Source organism: Nocardia sp. NPDC051981, from assembly GCF_040680715.1.
GTDB lineage: Bacteria > Actinomycetota > Actinomycetes > Mycobacteriales > Mycobacteriaceae > Nocardia.
On the sequence record NZ_JBFAXK010000001.1, the window covers coordinates 798,196 to 816,241 of the forward strand.

Sequence of the window (18,046 nt, forward strand, 5' to 3'; positions counted from 1 at the left end):
AGCCGCAGTCCAGAATCGAGACGGCCACGAACCTGACGGCTGATCGGACACAACAGCGCCCGCCCCGATTTGTCGGGGCGGGCGCGGTCAGGTGCTCTAGCGGGAGCTCAGTGCTCGCCGCCCTTCTCCTGCTTCGCGGGCTCCTGGCGCGGGTTGTTGGGGCCGGCGTCGACGGGAGTGTTGACGACGACGGTGCCGCCCTCCTTGAAGACGAAGGTCAGCGGGTAGGTCAGGCCCGGGGTGACGTCCTTGGTGAGGCCGGTGACCTCGATCAGGACGGGCTTGGCGTTCGGGTCGGTGGCCTTGTCGGAGGCGGGCTCGCCGGCGTTCTGCTCGCGCACGGCGGCCGCGGCGGCCGCGTCCTTGGTGGTCGGCTTGTCGGCGACGACGGTGCCGGACGGCTTGATCTCGATCTTGTCGGCGATCTTGACCTGGCCCAGGTCGGTGCTGATGCTGACCAGTTCGTCGGTCTTGCTGTCGCTGAGGTTGACGGCGCTGAAGGCCAGCACGGCCTTGCCGCCCTTGGCGTTGTTGTACTCCTCGGTCTGCGGGAGCAGGAAGCGCACGTCGCGCAGCGCGATGGAGCCGACATTGGCAGTGTTGCCGTTGACGGCGGCGACCTGGGTGGCGGTCTGCGAGACCTGACCGGCGCCGCAACCCGACAGCGCGAGCACCGCACCCGCAGCGAGTGCAGCAACTGTCACGGCACGCCGCCGCGACTTCGACGCAGTGGTGGCTTTCAGGGCAGTCACGGGGTCCTCCATGTCGACCGGGCTAACTCCACTATGGAGAGTAGTAGTCAAAGAGAGTAATGCGTCCCTCTCCCCGCTCTACACGCGGGCGGTGTCGCGTGCGCGTGGCGTGCGCCCGCCGCGGCACGGGCGCGGCATCTCACGGAACGACCGGGCGGGATGTGTCAGGGGCCCTGACAACGATTCGGAGACGACTTCTGGAGTGATGCATTGATGTTTATGAGAGGGCGCTCGGTCGCGTATGCGAAGTACGCACTCGCATATGCACGCGAACGATGCGATGCGCTATCCCCTTATGCCACAACGGGATGCACACGATTCGCGTTCTGTCAACCCCCGCCGCCGCTCCGTTGTGGCCCTGACCTGCGCCGTTGATCGCGCCGTTACCGAGTCGCATGTTAAACTGTGAACATCGAAAGGGGCACGGGACACATGATTTTTAAGGTCGGAGACACCGTCGTTTACCCCCACCACGGAGCGGCGCTGATCGAAGCTATCGAAACCCGCACCATCAAGGGTGTACAAAAGGAGTATCTGGTCCTGAAGGTCGCGCAAGGCGACCTGACCGTTCGGGTTCCCGCGGAGAATGCCGAGTATGTCGGCGTCCGCGACGTCGTTGGGCAGGAAGGCCTGGACCGGGTCTTCCAGGTGCTGCGGGCTCCGCACACCGAAGAGCCGACCAACTGGTCCCGCCGCTACAAGGCCAACCTCGAGAAGCTCGCCTCCGGCGATGTGAACAAGGTGGCCGAGGTCGTCCGCGACCTGTGGCGTCGTGAGCAGGATCGCGGCCTGTCCGCCGGTGAGAAGCGGATGCTGGCCAAGGCCCGCCAGATTCTCGTCGGTGAGCTCGCGCTCGCGGAAGGTACCGACGACGTCAAGGCCGAGACCCTGCTCGACGAGGTTCTCGCAGCGGCCTCCTGACCGTGAAAACTGCACCCGGCGACGGCAGTCGTGTCGTCGCTCTGGTTCCTGCCGCCGGCATGGGCGTGCGTCTCGGTGAGAACAAGCCGAAGGCGTTCGTCCACGTCGGCGGCAGTCCCATGCTCACTCGGGCGGTCCAGGGGCTGATCGATTCCGGATCGGTCGACGACGTTGTGGTTATGGTGCCCGCCGAACTCGTCGCCGAGACCCGCGCCCTGCTGCCCGCTTCCGACGTGTCCGTGCAGGTCGTGGCGGGCGGGGCCGAGCGCACCGATTCGGTGCGAGCCGGTCTCGCGGCCGCGCCCGACGCCACCCTGGTGCTGGTGCACGACGCCGCCCGGGCCCTGACTCCCCCGGCGCTCATCACCCGCGTGGTGGAGGCGCTGCGCGCGGGCGCGCGGGCCGTGGTGCCCGCGCTGCCGGTGACCGACACCATCAAGTCCGTGGACGCGACCGGTGCCGTGACGGGTACGCCGGACCGATCCGGGCTGCGCGCCATCCAGACTCCGCAGGGCTTCGACGCCGCGCTGCTGCGCACCGCCTACGCTGTGGGTACACAGGCGACAGATGACGCGGGGTTGGTGGAAATGCTCGGTGCGACCGTTCACACTGTGCTCGGTGACGCCCTGGCTTTCAAGATCACTACGCCGTTGGACCTGGTCCTCGCCAATACCCTTGCCGCGCGCCGTGATCCGGCCGACAACGCAGGTGGGCTGGACACGACACGCGAAGCGGTGATCGCCCCGTGATGGATCCCATGGCGCTGCGCACCGGCATCGGCAGCGATGTGCATCCCGTCGAATCGGGCCGGCCCTGCTGGATGGCGGGCCTGCTGTTCGAGGGCGACAGTGGCTGCGCGGGACATTCCGACGGTGATGTCGCGGCGCACGCGCTGTGCGACGCGCTGCTGTCGGCCGCCGGGCTGGGCGATGTGGGCGCGGTTTTCGGCACGGGTCGCCCGGAATGGGCGGGCGTGTCCGGTGCGGCCATGTTGAAAGAAGTCCGGCGGCTGCTCGACGAAGCCGGATTCACAATTGTCAATGCGGCTGTACAGGTAATTGGGAATCGCCCGAAAATCGGCCCGCGCCGGGCCGAGGCGCAGCAGGTGCTGGGCGAGATTCTGGGTGCGCCGGTCTCGGTGTCCGGCACCACGACCGACGGATTGGGCCTCACCGGCCGCGGCGAGGGTGTGGCGGCGGTCGCCACCGCGCTGCTGTGTTGTCGCGCCTGACGCACCCGTCATCCGCCCATTTCCCAACAGCTAGGATGCTCTGTCGTGACTCTGCGCCTTTTCGACACCGAGACGCGGACCCTGCGTGAATTCACGCCGCTGGTCCCTGGCAAAGCCTCGGTGTACCTGTGCGGCGCGACCGTTCAGGGGGAACCCCACATCGGGCACGTGCGCAGCGGCGTCGCCTTCGATGTGCTCCGACGGTGGCTGGCCGCCAATGATTTCGACGTCGCCTTCATTCGCAATGTCACCGATATCGACGACAAGATTCTGAACAAGGCCGCCGAGCACGGCCGCCCGTGGTGGGAATGGGCCGCGACCCACGAGCGCGCCTTCGACCGCGCCTACGAGACGCTCGGCGTGCTGCCGCCGTCCGGCGAGCCGCGCGCCACCGGGCACATCACCCAGATGGTGGGGATGATGGAGCGGCTCATCGAACGCGGCCACGCCTACGCCTCCCAGGGCAATGTCTATTTCGACGTGCTGAGCTTCCCGGACTACGGAAAGTTGTCCGGGCACAAGCTCGATGACGTGCACCAGGGCGAGAGCGCGGGCCTGGGCAAGAAGGATCCGCGCGACTTCACGCTGTGGAAGGCCGCCAAGCCGGGTGAGCCCAGCTGGCCGTCGCCGTGGGGTTCGGGTCGCCCGGGCTGGCATCTGGAATGCTCCGCCATGGCCGAGTTCTATCTCGGACCGGAATTCGATATTCATTGCGGCGGAATGGATCTGGTTTTCCCGCACCACGAGAACGAAATCGCGCAGTCGCGCGCGGCCGGGGACGGATTCGCCCGCTACTGGCTGCACAACGGCTGGGTGACCATGGGCGGCGAGAAGATGTCCAAGTCGCTGGGCAATGTGCTGTCCATTCCGAACGTGCTGGAACGGGTCGGGGTGCGCGCGGTCGAGCTGCGCTACTACCTGGGCAGCGTGAGCTACCGGTCCATGATCGAGTATTCCGATCAGGCACTGACCGAGGCGGCCGCCGGATACCAGCGGCTGGAGGCCTTCGTGCTGCGGGTGGCCGAGCGCACGGGCGAGGTTCCGGTCGGCACCTGGACCCCGGCCTTCGGGGACGCGCTGAACGACGACCTCGGAGTTCCGCAGGCGCTGGCCGCGATTCACGGCGTGGTGACCGAGGGCAACAAGGCGCTCGACGCGGGTGACCTCTCGGGCGCGCGGATGCTGGCCGGGCAGGTCCGGGCCATGCTGGGCATTCTCGGTGTGGATCCGCTCGACGAGCACTGGGCCGCGCCCGCCGACAATTCCGCCGCCATCGCCGCGCTCGATGTGCTCATCGGCGCGGAACTGCAGCGGCGGCACCAGGCACGTGCCGACAAGGACTGGGCCACCGCCGACGCGGTCCGCGACCGGCTCTCGGCCGCGGGAGTCGAGGTCACCGACACGCCGCAGGGCGCGGAATGGTCCCTGGCCAAGGAGAAGAAGTGAGCGGTTCCGCATAGGCGGAACCTGGGTCACCCGAATACCGCGCGGGCTAGCTCGCGCGGTGTGGCGGAGCGCACCGAATTCGGGGTGGCGGCCCAGCGTAGGGCACAATTCGTAGCGTCCCTCCGGCAATGCCGCGCGGCTCGTGGCCGGCCGGAGGCGCTGCTCTGGGCAGCGCGCAAGTTCAGACAGGGGCGCAGCCGTTCGCTGCGCCGACCGGAGGCAGGTTTCCCGCACGATCGACCGTGAGCGGGTTCGTCCCGCGGCCGGGCCGAGGCGGGATACCCGCGAAATACGGAAGGCGAAGTGATGGCAGGCAATTCCCAGCGACGCGGGGCGACGCGCAAGACCGGCAGCAAGAAGGGGCAGACCGTCGGGTCGGGCGGGCAGCGCCGCCGCGGGCTCGAGGGCAAGGGCGCGACGCCCAAGGCCGAGGACCGCACCTACCACCCGGCCGCGAAGCGCGCCAAGGCGAAGGCCAAGGCCCAGGCGTCGGCCGCCACCTCCCGGTCGCGCAATGCGGCCCGGCCCATCGCGGGCCGCAAGGACAACGAGGGTCCGGAGCTGGTGCTCGGCCGCAACCCGGTGGTGGAGTGCCTGCGCGCGGGTGTGCCCGCCACGGCGCTCTATGTCGCCAATGGCGCCGAGAACGACGACCGGCTCAGCGAGGCGGTGAAGACGGCCGCGGAGATCGGTATCTCGATCCTGGAGGTGCCGCGCACCGACCTGGACAAGATGAGCCACAACGGCATGCATCAGGGCATGGCGCTGCAGGTGCCGCCGTACCGGTACGCCCACCCGGACGATCTGGTCGACCGGGTGCACAACTCGGGCGAGCCGGCGCTGCTGGTGGCGCTGGACAATATCTCCGATCCGCGCAATCTGGGTGCGGTCATCCGCTCGGTGGCGGCCTTCGGCGGGCAGGGTGTGGTGATCCCGCAGCGGCGCAGCGCCAGCGTCACCGCGGTGGCATGGCGCACCAGTGCGGGTGCGGCAGCGCGGCTTCCGGTCGCGCGGGCCACGAATCTGACTCGCACGCTGAAGGATTGGGCGAACAAGGGTTACCAGATCGTCGGCCTCGACGCGGGCGGCGACACCACCCTCGACGAATTCGACGGCAGCGCACCGACGGTCATCGTGGTCGGCTCGGAGGGCAAGGGCTTGTCGCGCCTGGTGCGCGAGACCTGCGATTCGATTCTGAGCATTCCGATGGCGGGTCCGGTCGAGTCGCTCAATGCCTCGGTGGCGGCGGGCGTGGTGCTGGCCGAGGTGGCGCGGCAGCGCCGGGCCTGATTCGGTCACTCGACCACCACATATCGGAGCTCTCGAGCCTCGATAACTAAGTGGCGCAAGCTAACACCGCGCGTCAGCCTGCCGCTGCGGGGCTTCCGCCCGTAAACTCGGGCGGTGGTCTTCGATCAGCCGCCCCTCGGATCCCCCGTCGAGCACGAGCATGCGACGGCCGTCCTGCTGCTGGGTGCGCTCAGCGTGTTCTGTTGCGGCGCGCTGGGTCCCATCGCCTGGGCGCTCGGACGGCGCGCGTTGAATGAGATCGAGGAGGGCGGGGGCCGCTTCGGTGGCCGGGTGCAGGTCCTGGTGGGCTATGTCCTCGGCGTTGTCGGGACCTGCCTGATGGTGGTCTTCGCCTGCATCTTCCTGCTGATGGCCATCAGCGGGCGCGCCTAGCCAACGGCCCGATCAGGCCAGGCCGTACGGCCCGGTCAGTCCAGACCGGGCCGGCGCTCGCCACCCGTCACGGCATCCCAGGCGGGCCATTCGCCACTGACGCTGCCGGTCCACTTGGGCGGACGGCGGTCCTTGAGGGCCGCGACGCCCTCACCGCCGTCGGTGCTCTTGGCGACGTAGTCGTTGAGCTCGGTTTCCAAGCGGCCCACGGTTTCCGGGGCCATGGTGGGGGCCTCCCACAGCAGGCGCTTGGACAGGGCCACCGGGAGCGGGGCGGAACCGTGGGCGAGGTCGTGGGCCACCTCGAGGGCGGTGGGCAGCACCTCGGCGGCGTGCAGGCAGGAATTGGCGATGCCCAGCGAGTACGCCTCGTCGCCGTCGAAGGTGCGGCCGGTGAGCAGCAGGTCGGCGGCGCGGGCGCTGCCGATCAGGCGGGGCAGGGTCCAGTGCGCGAACCCGTCGGCGAGCGCGCCGCGGCGAACCTGGTTGAGCGCGTACACCGCGTCGCGGGCGACATAGCGCAGGTCGCACTGCAGCGCGATCTCCAGGCCGATGCCCACCGCGTGCCCGTTCACCGCCGCGATGACCGGTTTCCGGATCCGGAACGGCGGCGGATCGATCAGGCCGTTGACCTCGCCGACCTTCAGCGACAGGTCCGCGCCCGCGCAGAACGCGGGCGGGGTCCCGGTGATGACGACCGCGCCGATGGCGTCGTCTTCGTCGCAGCGGCGCAGCGACGCACCGAGTTCCGACGCCATGGCCGGGGTCAGTGCGTTCTGCTGGGCGGGCCGATTGAGCGTGAGCACGGCGACGCCGCCGGAGACGTCCACGTGCAATTCCGAACTCATGCTGGAAGATTATGCCCTCTGTGTTTAATTTGCCCTCCGCTCCGCTCCGGGCGGGTTCGCGGCGCTGGAGGTCTCGATTCTTCCCTCCCTCCGCTCCTCCGCTGCGCTCCCCCGCTCCGCTCAGTCCAGAATCGAGACGCGCCGCGAACCTTTGGGTTTCGCCCGATGAAAGCCGGTCCGACCGGGCAGACCGGGCTTTCAGCCGCGCAGGATCTGCCGCCCGATGGCGTACTTGTGCACCTCGGTGGGGCCGTCGTAGAGCCGGAAGGCGCGCATGTCGCGGAAGATCATCTCGACCACGGTCTCGTCGGAGATGCCGATGCCGCCGAGCACCTGGACGCAGCGGTCGGTGACCTTGAACAGCTCCTCGGAGACGTAGGACTTGGCGATGGAGGATTCATGGCGGGCCTTGTGACCCTGGTCCATCAGCCAGCACGCGTGCCAGATGGTCAGGCGGCACTGGTGTAGCGCAATCTCGTTGTCCGCCAACATGAACGACACGCCCTGGTGCTCGCCGATGGGCTTGCCGAAGGCGGTGCGGGTCTTGGCGTAGTCGACCGCGATGGCCTGCGCCCGCTCGGCCGCGCCCAGCCAGCGCATGCAGTGGGTGAGGCGGGCCGGGGCCAGCCGCAACTGGGCGTAGCGCAGCGCCTGGCCGGTCTCGCCGAGCACGGATTCCCCGGGCAGCACCAGGTTGTCGAAGCGCACCACCGCGTGGCCGCCGACGTAGTTGCGGTCCATGGTGTTCATGACGCGTTCGATCACGATCCCGGGCGCGTCGCCTTCGCAGAGGAACAGCGTGGGGCCCTCGGGCAGGTGCGGGTTGGCGGCCAAGCGCGCCATGATGATCCAGGTCTTGGCGCCGTCGGCGCCGGTGATCAGCCACTTGCGGCCGTTGATGGTGAAGTTCTCGCCGTCGAAGGTGGCCTCGGTGGCGAGCTGGTTGGGGTCGGAGCCGGCGCCGCCCGGCTCAGTCATGGCGAAGACGCTGCGCTGGTGGCCGTCGATCACCGGCTGCAGGAAGCGTTGCGTCTGTTCCGGATTCGCGATCTTGGAGAGCAGGAACATATTGCCCTCGTCGGGCGCGGCGCAGTTCATGGCGACAGGGCCGAGGGTGGACCAGCCGGCCGCCTCGTACAGCACGGCCTGCTCGAGGTGGGTCAGGCCGCGCCCGCCCAGCTCCACCGGGGCCTGGATGGTGAGCAGCTTCTCGGCGCGGGCCAGTTCGACCAGTTCCTGCCGCAGCTCGTCGTCGGGGCCGTGCGCGGTCAGGCGCGGATCACGCTCGAAGGGCACGATCTTGTCGATGACGAACCGGCGAACCCGATCGCGTTCGGCAGCAAGGTCGGCGGGAATCGAGAAGTCGATCATCGTTTGTCACCATCCGTCAGGAGTCACGGTCGAGCCGAGCATACGGCGACCACCCCACCCGACTGAAGGCACCCGCCATCAAACGAGGACGCGGCGCAGGAAATCCTCGACTTCGGCCCGGTAGGCGGCGGGTTGATCGTCGTGAACGAGGTGACCGGCATCGGGGATGACGACGTGTCGGGCATCCGAGTGGAGCTCGGCCATCTCGCGCATCTGCCCCGGCGGGGTGATGGTGTGCTCGCCCTCGATCAGCAGGGCCGGGACGGTGACGGATTTCCACTGCGCCCAGAAATCGCGGATGCCCCATTCCTCCGAGATGTCCCGGAAGGTCGGGACCTCACCGTGCAGGCGGTAGCCGTCGGGGCCCTGCCGGAACGAGTCGAGGAAGTAGCGGCCCGCGACCGGGCCGAAGAATTCCAGCACGGCCCGCTCGTCCGGAAACGGTTGCGGCCAAGCCGAAATCACGGCCGCCCAGTTCTCCGCGGTGCGTCCCTGGAAGTCCGGCGCCATGTCCTCGACCACCAGCGCCCGCACCCGCTCCGGGTGCGCCGCGGTGAACATCCACCCGTGCAGTCCGCCCATCGAATGCCCGATCACCACCATGGGTTCGGCGATGTCCGAGGTCGCCGCGGCCAGATCGGCCACGAACGCCTCGGTGGTGAGCTCTGCGGGCGCGGGGCGTCCGTGCCCGGCGGCATCGAACGTGTACACGTGCCCGAGTTCGCGCAGCCAGGGCAGCTGGGCCCGCCAGGTCCGGGCGCTGCCCATCAATCCGTGCAGCAGCAGGATCGGCGCACCCGCGCCGCCTTCGTCGTACAACATCGCCTCGACCATGTGTTCCGAGTTGGTTATTGCCTCGAACGATACGTCGCGGACGCGGAGTACATTCGCACCCATGGCAGTCGTCAAGATCAACGCAATCGAGGTTCCCGAGGGCGCGGGCCCCGAACTGGAGAAGCGCTTCGCGCACCGTGCGCACGCGGTGGAGAACTCGCCGGGTTTCCTGGGTTTCCAGCTGCTCCGCCCGGTCTCCGGTGACAACCGGTATTTCGTTGTCACGCAGTGGGATTCGGAGGAGTCCTTCGCGGCGTGGCGGGACGGCCCGGCGCGCGAGGCGCACGCGGGCGAGGCCCGCAAGCCGGTCTCCACCGGCGCGTCGCTGCTGGAGTTCGAGGTCGTCCTGGACGTGCCGGGCAAGAACGCCTGATCAACGCCATCGTCCACAACCCCGGCCCGCGGTGGTTCCCGGCCGACCACAGCGTCGGCCGGGAACTCGCGGGTTACGCCTCGAAGGTGGCAGCCAGCTCGATGGTGTCGACGCCGGCCAGCGCCTTGGACACCGGGCAGCCCGCCTTGGCGGCCTCGGCGGCGGCCAGGAAGCCGGCCTCGTCGATGCCCGACGCCTTGCCGGCCACGGTCAGCTTGATCTTGGAGATGCGGAAGCCGCCGGCCGGGTCCGGGCCCAGGGTCACGTCGGCGGTGATGTCCAGGCCCTGCACGGTGCCGCCGGCATTGCCGATCTGAGCCGACAGCGCCATGGCGTAGCAGGAGGAGTGCGCGGCCGCGATGAGCTCTTCAGGGCTGGTGGTGCCGTCTGCCTCGTCGGCGGTGCGCTTCGGGAACGAGACGTCGTACTTGCCGGCGCCCGAGCTGACCAGCTCGACCTGACCGGAACCGTCCTGCAGGCCGCCGGACCAGGCGGTACGCGCGCTACGTGTAGGCATCACTGTCCTTTCGTGGGGGGAACTCAACTCTCGAGGCTCTCAGGGGCTAGGCCCCCGAACCCCCGGGAAATCGGTACGGGTCGAACCTACTCCGCTCGAAAGCGGGGCGGGCTCACGATCATTCGGTGTTCATCCCTCAGACGGCCACGGCCGTGCGGTGGTCCCAGTCCTCGAGTACCCGCGCCCACGACTTCTCGTGCCGGTCCCGGGTCACGTCGTTCGGGAAGCCGGCGTGGGTGAGGAGTAGGGCGGTGCCCGCGCCGTGCGCCGAAAGTTCCAGGGTGAGCACGGTTTCCGTGCCCTCGGTGCCGCCGGTGACCCAGGTCAGCTCGACCAGGCGGTCGGGTTCCAGCCGCAGGAATCTGCCGTAGTGCGGGTGGCCGCCGCCCGCGGTGAAGAAGAACGGCTGGTTCACCACCGGGCGCATGAGGATCGAACCCGGGTCGGCGAACCAGAGTCCGAACTGCTGCGTGCACTGGTGGTAGAGCTCGGCGGGCGAGGCCGCCATGATGCGTTCCGCGACCAGGAAGAACGGTCGCGCGGCGAGGTCGGGTGGCCGCAGGGGCGCAACGTCCATGGGGCGCGACGATACCGCCCCGGCCCGCGCTCACCCGGGATTGGTGACCCGAGCCAGCACGATGCCGCCGATGATCATGGACAGCGCCAGCACCCGGCCCGCGCTCACCGGGTCCTTCTGCACCACGATGCCCAGCCCGATCGCGCCCACCGCGCCGATGCCGGTGAAGATGGCGTACGCGGTGCCCACCGGCAGCGACTGCATGGCGCAGGACAGCAGGTACACCGCGACCGCCGCGAGCACGAAGCACAGCAGGGTGGGCAGCGGCTTGGTGAAATTCTGGGTCGGCTTGATGGACTGCGACCACGCGATCTCGACCACGCCGGCCAAACCCAGGACGAGCCAGTTCATTTCAGTACTCCTTTCCCAGGGTGCGCGCGGTGGCGAGCGCGGTGGCATGGGAGGCGTCGTGCTCGTCTCGCAGGTGGGCCAGCGCCGGATCCTGGCGCGAGTTCACCAGTTCGGCATGGACGAAAACCGTGTCGTCGACGGCGAAATGGCCTGCGAAGAAGTCGCGGAGGTAGCGCTCCTGATAGTCGTAGATCGCCTTCGGCGCGCCCGGCGAGTACGCGCCGCCACGCGCGGTGACGACCACGAATCGGGTGGGGGCCAGCGACATTCGCGGGAAGGTGATCTGATCCAGCCACGCCTTGAGGCTCGCCGGGATCGAGTAGTTGTACATCGGCGTGCCGATCAGTACGACATCGGCGGCGCGGATCTCGGCCAGCAGTGGCTCGACGATCTCCCAGGCCCGCTGCTGCGCAGGGGAATCCACCAGTTCGGCCAGGCGGTCGAGATCGGTGCGACCGTGGGCCAGCACCCGGTCGCACAGTTCGGTCCAGCCCTCGCCGATGAACGGGATGGGGTCGGCGGCCAGGTCGCGGTGAATGTAGGCGGCGCCGGGGTGTTCGGCACGCCAGGCGGTGGCGAAGGCTGCGCTCAGCTCGCGGCTGACCGAGGTGCGGCGGGCGCTGGCGTCGAGGTGCAGCAGGGCGGTCATGGTCGAGGCTCCGATCAACTGGACGTTGTGTCCGGTTACTTCTCCGACGGTAAACCACAACCGGACTAATTGTCCACTTATCCCTCGAGGGCTACAGTGAGCTGCATGAACACCCCCGGCCTGCCACTGCTCAACGACCGGTTCGCGCCCGCCGAGCGCGCCGACGCCGCCCGCAATCGGGCCAAGGTGCTGGCCGCAGCCGCGGAACTGTTCGCCGGGCGCGACCCCCGCACCGTCACCATGGACGACATCGCCAAGGCGGCCGGGGTCGGGCGGGGGACGCTGTACCGGCGCTATCCGGACGTGGGATCCATCGCCGTCGCGCTGCTCGACGAGCACGAGCGGGCACTCCAGGAGCAGCTGCTGCGCGGCGAGCCGCCCCTGGGACCGGGCGCGCCGCCCGCCGAGCGACTGGCCGCGTTCTACGCCGCGATGGTCGAATTGCTGGACACCCACGCCCACCTGGTGCTCGGCGCGGAGACCGGCGGTGCGCGTTTCCGCACCGGGGCCTATCAGTTCTGGGCGGTGCACGTACGCGCCCTGCTCACCGAAGCCGGTGTGGCCGAACCAGATTCACTCGTGGACCCGCTGCTCGCACCGCTCGCCGCCGAGGTGTACCGGCATCAGCGCGAACGCGGGCTCGGGTCCGCGCAGATTGCCGCGGGCCTGGCGAAACTCGCACACGGCGTACTGGAACCGGCGACCCGGCGACACGACCGCTCACCGGGCTGGTGAACGGCCGCGTCGCACGGTATTCGCCTGTCTCACACCATGTCACGGCGTCGAATCAGCCAGATCGTTCCGGCCGCGAAGACGACCACGTACGCGGCGAGGACCAGCAGGGACTCGCCGCGGCCCAGGACGTCCAGGACCCCGGGGGTGGCCGGGCCGCCCACCGTGCGCAGGGAACCCGCAAGGGAGCCGGCGGCCGTGCCGGGCAGGTGGTCGGTGACGGCCCGGATGGGCGCGAAGATCGCCGCGACGCCGCGCAGCAGGTTCTCCACTACCAGCACCCACACCAGGCCCAGGCCCACCGCCAGCGCGGGACCCCGGGCGACCGCCCCGATCAGCGCGCCCGCCAGCGTCCACATGCCCAGAATGGCGGCGCCGGAACCGATTCCGAGCAGCATCCGGCCGGCCGAGGGCAGCGCCAGGGACTGGCCCTGGGAGCCGGCGATGAGCGCGGCCACGCCGGTGTCGATCACGAAGGCGGCCAGCACCAGCGCGACCACCGTCACCGCCAGGCTCAGCACCACCGCGCCGATCACGTGCACCCGCGAAGGCCCTTGTGTGAGTGCTGTTTTCCAGCTGCCCCAGCCGTAGCCGCTGCCCACGGCGAGCGCGCCCAGCACCAGCATGAGCGCCCCGCCGAACATGGCCATGCCCTGCGTGAACACCTCCGGCACGGCCGCGGGCAGCATCTGCTGCAGGAGCAGCTCACGCGGCAGGCCGTTGGACATGCGGGTGGTGCTGCCGGTGGTGTAGGCGAGGTAGTTGAACAGGTAGGCGAAGGTGAGATTCAACAGGATCCAGGTGCCGAGCACGATCCAGAAGGCCGGCCACTTGCGCAGCCGCAGCAGTTCGGCCCGGGTGCTGGCCAGTAGGTCGGTCATTTCGCCGTCTCCGTCATCTCGAAAAAGACTTCTTCCAAGGACTTTTCGTCGGTGCGCAGCTCGAGCAGCTCCGCGCCCGCCTCGATGACCGCGCGCGCCACCACGGGGGCGATGGCGGCCCCGGCGTCGACGCGAATACCGTTGGCGGTCACCAGCGCCGACCGCTCCCCCACCACCGCGCGCACCGCCGGGAAGGCCACCTCCAGTGGCTCCGCGCGCACCAGAAGCGAGGCCGTGCCGCGCAATTCGCGCACCGTCGACTCGACCAGCAGTCGCCCGGCGGAGATGACGCCGACGCGATCACAGATCTCCTGCACCTCGCTGAGCAGGTGGCTGGACAGCACCACGGTGTGCCCGTCGGCGGCGAGTCCTGTGATGAGCTCGCGCATCTCGGCCATGCCCGCCGGATCCAGGCCGTTGGTGGGTTCGTCGAGAATCAACAGGTCGGGGCGGCCGAGCAGGGCGGCCGCGACACCGAGACGCTGCTTCATGCCGAGCGAATAGGTGCGGAACCGGTCCTTGCCGCGGGCGCTGAGGGCCACCCGGTCCAGGGCGTCGGCGACCGCGTCGTCGCCGACACCCCGGTAACGGGCCAGGACGCGCAGGTTGTCCCGGCCCGACAGGTAGGGGTAGAAGCCTGGGCCCTCGATGAGAACGCCGGTGCGGCGCAAGGTTTCCGGGTCGCCGGGTTGCCGCCCGAGCACGGCCGCGCCGCCGGACGACGGGCGGATGAGACCGACCAGCATGCGCAGCGTGGTGGTCTTGCCCGCGCCATTGGGGCCCAGGAAACCGTAGATCTCACCGCGGCGGACGCTCATGCTCACGGCGTCCACGGCGGTGTGGGAGCCGTAGCGCTTGGTCAGCCGATCGGTGACGACGACCGCGGTCGGTGCGTCAGGCCCGGAGGAGCCGCTCCGCCTCTCCGCGCTTGCCTGCGTAACCATGGAGGGCCCGCGGCGGCCGCCATCGGATACTGCTTCGTTCATGGGCTCAACGATCCGCCGCCGCGCACGGGAAAAAATCCGTCGCAACGCGCGATCCGGCGTACGTATCTGGACGTATTTGGCCGCGACACAGTGCCGCTGCCCGCAGACGGCGCTACGGTGCAGCTATGGACACACGCGGGGGAAGGCTCTGGCGGCGCGACGTGCTCCCGGCGCTGGCGGTGGGGGCGATACAACTCGGCTTCGGGACCTTGGCCAATCATCACCAGACGGTGGTGCGCCAGCTCGATGTGTACGGATATGCGCTGCTCATCGCCGGTCCGGCACTGCTGGTACTACGTCGGCGCCGCCCGCTGGAAGTGTTCTATGCGACGCTGGCCGTGGCGGTCGCGTACCTACTGCTCGGTTACGGCTACGGGCCGATCTTCCTCTCGCTCATCGTCGCCTTCCTGACCGCAGCTGTCGTCGAATCCCGTTGGTACACCTATCCGTTCGTGGCCGTGGGCTACCTGCTCATGGTGTGGCCGGTGCCCGGCTGGCGCGGGTACCACACCGGTACCTGGCAGGAATTCGGTTTGCTCGCCTGGCTTTTCGTGCTCGGCGCGGCGGCCGAGGGCATCCGGCAGCGACGCGCCGCCGTCATCGCCCGGCGGCAGCGCGGCGAGGCGGCCCGCCGCGAGGAACAGGCCGACCGCGAACGCGAACAGGCCCAGCGCGCACTGGAATCGGCCGAGCGGGAACAGCGGGTCACCGAGGAGCGCCTGGCCATCGCGCGCGAACTGCACGACGTGCTCGCGCACAGCCTCTCCCTGATCAATGTGCAGTCCTCGGTCGCGCTGGAACTGCTCGACCGCAAGCCCGAACAGGCCGCCACCGCGCTGGCCGCCATCAAATCCGCCAGCAAGGACGCGCTCGGTGAGGTGAACGCGCTGTTGCGCTCCATTCGCGGCGGCACCGCCACCGTGACCGCGCCGACCGCACCCACCATCGGCATCACCGACCTCGACAAGCTCACCGGACCGGCCCGTGCCGCCGGGCTGGAGGTGCACACCATGGTGACCGGTGGGCCGCGACGGCTGCCGGCCGTGGTCGACGTGGCCGCCGCCCGCATCGTGCAGGAGTCGCTCACCAATGTGGTGCGGCACGCGCCCGGCGCGAGCGTGCTCGTCACCGTGCACTACGCCGCCGAGCGGCTGCAGCTCACCATCGACAACACCCGGCCCACCCGCCAGCCCGCGCCGCAGTCGCCGGCCGGCGGCCACGGCATCACCGGCATGACCGAACGCGCCCACGCCCTGGGCGGGCAACTGTCCGCAGAACCGAAGGCCGACGGCGGATTTCGGGTGAAGGCCCGGCTGCCCACCCACCTCGTGCGGAACGAACCGATTGCGTGAGCACGGAATTGGAGGACGCGTCATGCCCATCCGGGTGGTGATCGCCGATGATCAGGCGCTGGTGCGAGCGGGCTTCGTCGCACTGCTCGGCGCGCAGGAGGACGTCGAGGTGGTGGGCGAGGCCGACAATGGCGCCCAGGCCCTCGACCTGGCCCGCGAACTCGTGCCCGATGTCGTACTCATGGACATCCGCATGCCGGTGCTGGACGGCCTCGCCGCCACCCGCGCCATCGCCGCCGATCCGGTCCTCGCCGCGGTGCGGGTCGTCGTCCTGACCACCTTCGAACTCGACGAATACGTCTTCGAGGCCATGCGTTCCGGCGCCACCGGATTCCTCGTCAAACACACCGAACCCGCCGACCTGGTCAAGGCCGTGCGGGTGGTCGCGGGCGGTGACGCGCTGCTCTCCCCCAGCGTCACCAAGCGCCTGGTCGCCGAATTCGCCGCGCACGCCAAACCCGCACCCGCGGCCGAATTCTCGGAACTCACCGACCGCGAACGCGAGGTCATGATCCTGGTCGCCGAGGGCCTCACCAATGCCGAGATCGCCGACCGGCTCTACATGAGCCCCGCCACCGCCCGCACCCACGTCAGCCGGATCCTGGTGAAGCTGGGTGCGCGTGACCGCACCCAGCTGGTCGTCATGGCCTACGAATCGGGCCTGGTCAGGCCGGGCTGGCAGTAGCGCCGAACTCGGCGGCCGCCGGAATCACCTCGCGGCCGAGCACATCCAGGGCCGTGAGGTCGTCAACGCCCGCCACCCGGCCGATGACGAGGTCGATCCCCATGCCCGCCAGCCACTTCAGCTGCCCCAGCACCTGGCCGACGCCCCCTCCGTCCGGGCCGGGATCGAAGGCGAAGACACAGCTCTTGCGGATGTCGCGCGGATCGCGGCCGATCTCCACGCACATCCGGTCCAGCAGCGCGATCTTGGCTGGCAAGTCCGGGCCCGGGCGCAGGCTCGCCACATCCGCGTAGCGCGCCACCAGCGGCAGCGTGCGGCGCTCGCCGTCCCCGCCGACGAGTATCGGCGGATGCGGCCGATACGCGCCCTGCGGCGAATTCCGCACGGCCTGCGGCGCGTTCAGCGGACGCTCCACCTGAAAGTGCCTGCCGGGCACGGGTTCCGAAGCGCCCCGCTCATCGGTCCACATGGCCAGGCAGATCCGCAGCGCCTCGTCCAGCATCTCGTAGCGGTCGCGCAGCGGCGGGAACGGCAGGCCGTAGCCCTCCACATCACCCGTGGAGGTCCCCGCACCGATCCCCAGCCAGGCCCGGCCGCCGGACAGCACATCCAGGGTGGTGACCAGCTTCCCGAGCATGGCCGGATGCCGATAGTGCACCCCCGACACCAGTGCGGTCAGCTCCACCCGCGAGGTGTGGGCCGCGATGAACGACAGCGTCGAATACGCCTCCAGCACATTCTGTTCCACATGGCCCAGCCACGGGCTCTGCCAGAGATGGTCACCCACCGCGATGACCGAGAACCCACCGTCCTCGGCCGTGCGGACCACCTCCGCCAGCCGCGATCCGATCCGTTCCGAAGGGGTGTCCAAGGCGAAGTTCGTCAGATGCAATCCGAGTTCCATGACTCCACCCTCCGCCCGGCGGCGGCGCGAAACATCCGTCCGCAGACCACATCCCGGCTACGCCTCGGCGCGTAGTCAGTGCGCGGCCCCGAGCGCCAGCCCGCGCCGGATGGCCCGTTCCACCGGTGAATACGCGCCGTCCGGGCGGTCCAGCACGCACGGCTCGCGCAGCAGCAGCGGCGGCTGGGCCATGAACTTCGGGCGGCCGACGCGATTGGGCTGGGCGGCGTGCACCAGGAAGGGATGGCAGAGGTAGACATCGCCGGCTCGGCCGGTCGCGACCGCCTCGGGGAGATCGGCCGTGGCGGTGTAGAACTCGTGGAGGTCGAACATGGTGGTACCCGCCTCGCCGAACGGCTCCAGTACCGGCGCCAGCCGCAGGTGCGAGCCGACCCGGATACGCGTCGGGGCGTCATCGACGCCGACATCGGAGAACAGGAACAACATCAGCAGGGCGCGGCCCTTGGAGTGGATGTTCACGCGCCAGCTCAGGTAGTCGTCGCGGGCGGCATCGCCGGGAAAGCTCACGTCGACGTGCCAGCCGTCGTCGCCCGGCGGCTCCGGGCTGGGGAATCGAATCGGCCAGCTGCCCAAGGTTTTCCGAGGAAACCAGCGGCCGGGACCGGCCAGCTGATCGAAGGCGGCGAGCAGCGGCGGCGCGGTGACCGCCTGCGCGAAGGGCTCCTGGGCGTGGTCCCACAGCCGGATGACCGGCTGGGTCCAGGTCGACGGATCCTCCGGGTCGCAACCGGTTGCGCGCCAGAGGATCTCGCGGCCCGCGGCGGCCGTCTCGGCGGAGAAGGCGCCCTCGACCTTCACGAATCCCTCGGTGATGAAGTCCTCGATCTGTGTCTCGGAGAGCATGCTGCCGCCCTTTCCGCGCCCGGTCCCTCCGGACAGCTATCCGAGCATGGGCGATACCAGGATCGCGCCGCCACCGAATTTCTCGCCCG

At 69.4% G+C, this 18,046-nt stretch carries 22 protein-coding genes; 10 read left to right on the plus strand and 12 right to left on the minus strand.

The window, feature by feature from the left end:
- Positions 1–107: 107 nt before the first annotated feature.
- Positions 108–752, minus strand: a complete 645-nt coding sequence (locus AB0L60_RS03450) for a hypothetical protein (protein WP_364606442.1) — start codon at positions 750–752, stop codon at positions 108–110.
- Between the two features lie 432 nt (positions 753–1,184).
- Between AB0L60_RS03450 and carD the strand changes: the two genes are divergently transcribed.
- From carD to AB0L60_RS03480, 6 genes are all read left to right on the plus strand, one after another.
- Complete coding sequence (gene carD / locus AB0L60_RS03455) at positions 1,185–1,673, plus strand: RNA polymerase-binding transcription factor CarD (RefSeq protein WP_019931623.1); 489 nt, start codon at positions 1,185–1,187, stop codon at positions 1,671–1,673.
- Positions 1,674–1,675: 2 nt separating this feature from the next.
- A complete protein-coding gene (ispD, locus tag AB0L60_RS03460; protein ID WP_364606445.1) occupies positions 1,676–2,422 on the plus strand; it encodes a 2-C-methyl-D-erythritol 4-phosphate cytidylyltransferase in 747 nt (248 codons plus the stop codon).
- Positions 2,423–2,436: 14 nt separating this feature from the next.
- Positions 2,437–2,904 carry a 2-C-methyl-D-erythritol 2,4-cyclodiphosphate synthase gene (gene ispF / locus AB0L60_RS03465; protein ID WP_364606775.1) on the plus strand — a complete coding sequence of 156 codons (468 nt, stop codon included), beginning with the start codon at positions 2,437–2,439 and terminating at the stop codon, positions 2,902–2,904.
- Between the two features lie 45 nt (positions 2,905–2,949).
- On the plus strand, positions 2,950–4,350 hold the full coding sequence (cysS, locus tag AB0L60_RS03470) for a cysteine--tRNA ligase (protein ID WP_364606448.1): 1,401 nt from the start codon (positions 2,950–2,952) through the stop codon (positions 4,348–4,350).
- Between the two features lie 306 nt (positions 4,351–4,656).
- The gene (gene rlmB, locus AB0L60_RS03475) at positions 4,657–5,640 is read left to right on the plus strand and encodes a 23S rRNA (guanosine(2251)-2'-O)-methyltransferase RlmB (RefSeq protein ID WP_364606451.1); all 984 of its coding nucleotides are present in this window, start codon (positions 4,657–4,659) and stop codon (positions 5,638–5,640) included.
- Positions 5,641–5,754: 114 nt separating this feature from the next.
- Complete coding sequence (locus tag AB0L60_RS03480; protein WP_364606454.1) at positions 5,755–6,033, plus strand: DUF4190 domain-containing protein; 279 nt, start codon at positions 5,755–5,757, stop codon at positions 6,031–6,033.
- A gap of 35 nt (positions 6,034–6,068) precedes the next feature.
- On the opposite strand, the gene AB0L60_RS03485 is transcribed toward AB0L60_RS03480, so the two are convergent.
- The 3 genes from AB0L60_RS03485 to AB0L60_RS03495 all read right to left on the minus strand — a co-directional run bounded on the left by AB0L60_RS03485 (position 6,069) and on the right by AB0L60_RS03495 (position 9,074).
- Complete coding sequence (locus tag AB0L60_RS03485; RefSeq protein ID WP_364606457.1) at positions 6,069–6,881, minus strand: enoyl-CoA hydratase/isomerase family protein; 813 nt, start codon at positions 6,879–6,881, stop codon at positions 6,069–6,071.
- A 198-nt stretch (positions 6,882–7,079) separates the two neighbouring features.
- Positions 7,080–8,252 carry an acyl-CoA dehydrogenase family protein gene (locus AB0L60_RS03490; protein WP_364606460.1) on the minus strand — a complete coding sequence of 391 codons (1,173 nt, stop codon included), beginning with the start codon at positions 8,250–8,252 and terminating at the stop codon, positions 7,080–7,082.
- A gap of 78 nt (positions 8,253–8,330) precedes the next feature.
- Positions 8,331–9,074, minus strand: coding sequence for an alpha/beta hydrolase (locus tag AB0L60_RS03495; protein WP_364606463.1), 744 nt, complete (start codon positions 9,072–9,074; stop codon positions 8,331–8,333).
- 73 nt (positions 9,075–9,147) lie between these two features.
- On the opposite strand from AB0L60_RS03495, the gene mhuD reads away from it, so the two are divergent.
- Positions 9,148–9,459 carry a mycobilin-forming heme oxygenase MhuD gene (mhuD, locus tag AB0L60_RS03500; protein WP_364606466.1) on the plus strand — a complete coding sequence of 104 codons (312 nt, stop codon included), beginning with the start codon at positions 9,148–9,150 and terminating at the stop codon, positions 9,457–9,459.
- A gap of 73 nt (positions 9,460–9,532) precedes the next feature.
- Here the strand turns inward: mhuD and AB0L60_RS03505 are convergent, their stop codons facing one another.
- The 4 genes from AB0L60_RS03505 to AB0L60_RS03520 all read right to left on the minus strand — a co-directional run bounded on the left by AB0L60_RS03505 (position 9,533) and on the right by AB0L60_RS03520 (position 11,553).
- The gene (locus tag AB0L60_RS03505; RefSeq protein ID WP_364606469.1) at positions 9,533–9,976 is read right to left on the minus strand and encodes an OsmC family peroxiredoxin; all 444 of its coding nucleotides are present in this window, start codon (positions 9,974–9,976) and stop codon (positions 9,533–9,535) included.
- Positions 9,977–10,112: 136 nt separating this feature from the next.
- Positions 10,113–10,553 (minus strand): SRPBCC domain-containing protein, encoded by a 441-nt coding sequence (locus tag AB0L60_RS03510; protein WP_364606472.1) that lies wholly within the window; start codon positions 10,551–10,553, stop codon positions 10,113–10,115.
- A 30-nt stretch (positions 10,554–10,583) separates the two neighbouring features.
- Positions 10,584–10,904, minus strand: a complete 321-nt coding sequence (locus AB0L60_RS03515; protein WP_364606475.1) for a multidrug efflux SMR transporter — start codon at positions 10,902–10,904, stop codon at positions 10,584–10,586.
- Position 10,905: 1 nt separating this feature from the next.
- Positions 10,906–11,553, minus strand: coding sequence for an NAD(P)H-dependent oxidoreductase (locus AB0L60_RS03520; RefSeq protein WP_364606478.1), 648 nt, complete (start codon positions 11,551–11,553; stop codon positions 10,906–10,908).
- 105 nt (positions 11,554–11,658) lie between these two features.
- Here AB0L60_RS03520 and AB0L60_RS03525 point away from each other — a divergent pair, with 105 nt between their 5' ends.
- Positions 11,659–12,288 carry a helix-turn-helix domain-containing protein gene (locus AB0L60_RS03525; RefSeq protein WP_364606481.1) on the plus strand — a complete coding sequence of 210 codons (630 nt, stop codon included), beginning with the start codon at positions 11,659–11,661 and terminating at the stop codon, positions 12,286–12,288.
- 29 nt (positions 12,289–12,317) lie between these two features.
- On the opposite strand, the gene AB0L60_RS03530 is transcribed toward AB0L60_RS03525, so the two are convergent.
- Positions 12,318–13,166 carry an ABC transporter permease gene (locus AB0L60_RS03530; protein ID WP_364606484.1) on the minus strand — a complete coding sequence of 283 codons (849 nt, stop codon included), beginning with the start codon at positions 13,164–13,166 and terminating at the stop codon, positions 12,318–12,320.
- On the minus strand, positions 13,163–14,110 hold the full coding sequence (locus AB0L60_RS03535; RefSeq protein ID WP_364606778.1) for an ABC transporter ATP-binding protein: 948 nt from the start codon (positions 14,108–14,110) through the stop codon (positions 13,163–13,165). Before AB0L60_RS03535 ends, AB0L60_RS03530 begins: the two co-directional genes overlap by 4 nt.
- 167 nt (positions 14,111–14,277) lie before the next feature.
- On the opposite strand from AB0L60_RS03535, the gene AB0L60_RS03540 reads away from it, so the two are divergent.
- Positions 14,278–15,504 carry a sensor histidine kinase gene (locus AB0L60_RS03540; protein ID WP_364606487.1) on the plus strand — a complete coding sequence of 409 codons (1,227 nt, stop codon included), beginning with the start codon at positions 14,278–14,280 and terminating at the stop codon, positions 15,502–15,504.
- A 22-nt stretch (positions 15,505–15,526) separates the two neighbouring features.
- Positions 15,527–16,189: a response regulator transcription factor gene (locus tag AB0L60_RS03545; protein ID WP_364606490.1), complete on the plus strand. Its 663-nt coding sequence runs from the start codon at positions 15,527–15,529 to the stop codon at positions 16,187–16,189.
- On the opposite strand, the gene AB0L60_RS03550 is transcribed toward AB0L60_RS03545, so the two are convergent.
- Both AB0L60_RS03550 and AB0L60_RS03555 read right to left on the minus strand, forming a co-directional pair.
- Positions 16,170–17,093 (minus strand): LLM class flavin-dependent oxidoreductase, encoded by a 924-nt coding sequence (locus AB0L60_RS03550; protein ID WP_364606493.1) that lies wholly within the window; start codon positions 17,091–17,093, stop codon positions 16,170–16,172. The genes AB0L60_RS03545 and AB0L60_RS03550 overlap by 20 nt on opposite strands.
- Positions 17,094–17,168: 75 nt before the next feature.
- The gene (locus AB0L60_RS03555) at positions 17,169–17,957 is read right to left on the minus strand and encodes a phytanoyl-CoA dioxygenase family protein (RefSeq protein WP_364606496.1); all 789 of its coding nucleotides are present in this window, start codon (positions 17,955–17,957) and stop codon (positions 17,169–17,171) included.
- Positions 17,958–18,046: the final 89 nt, after the last annotated feature.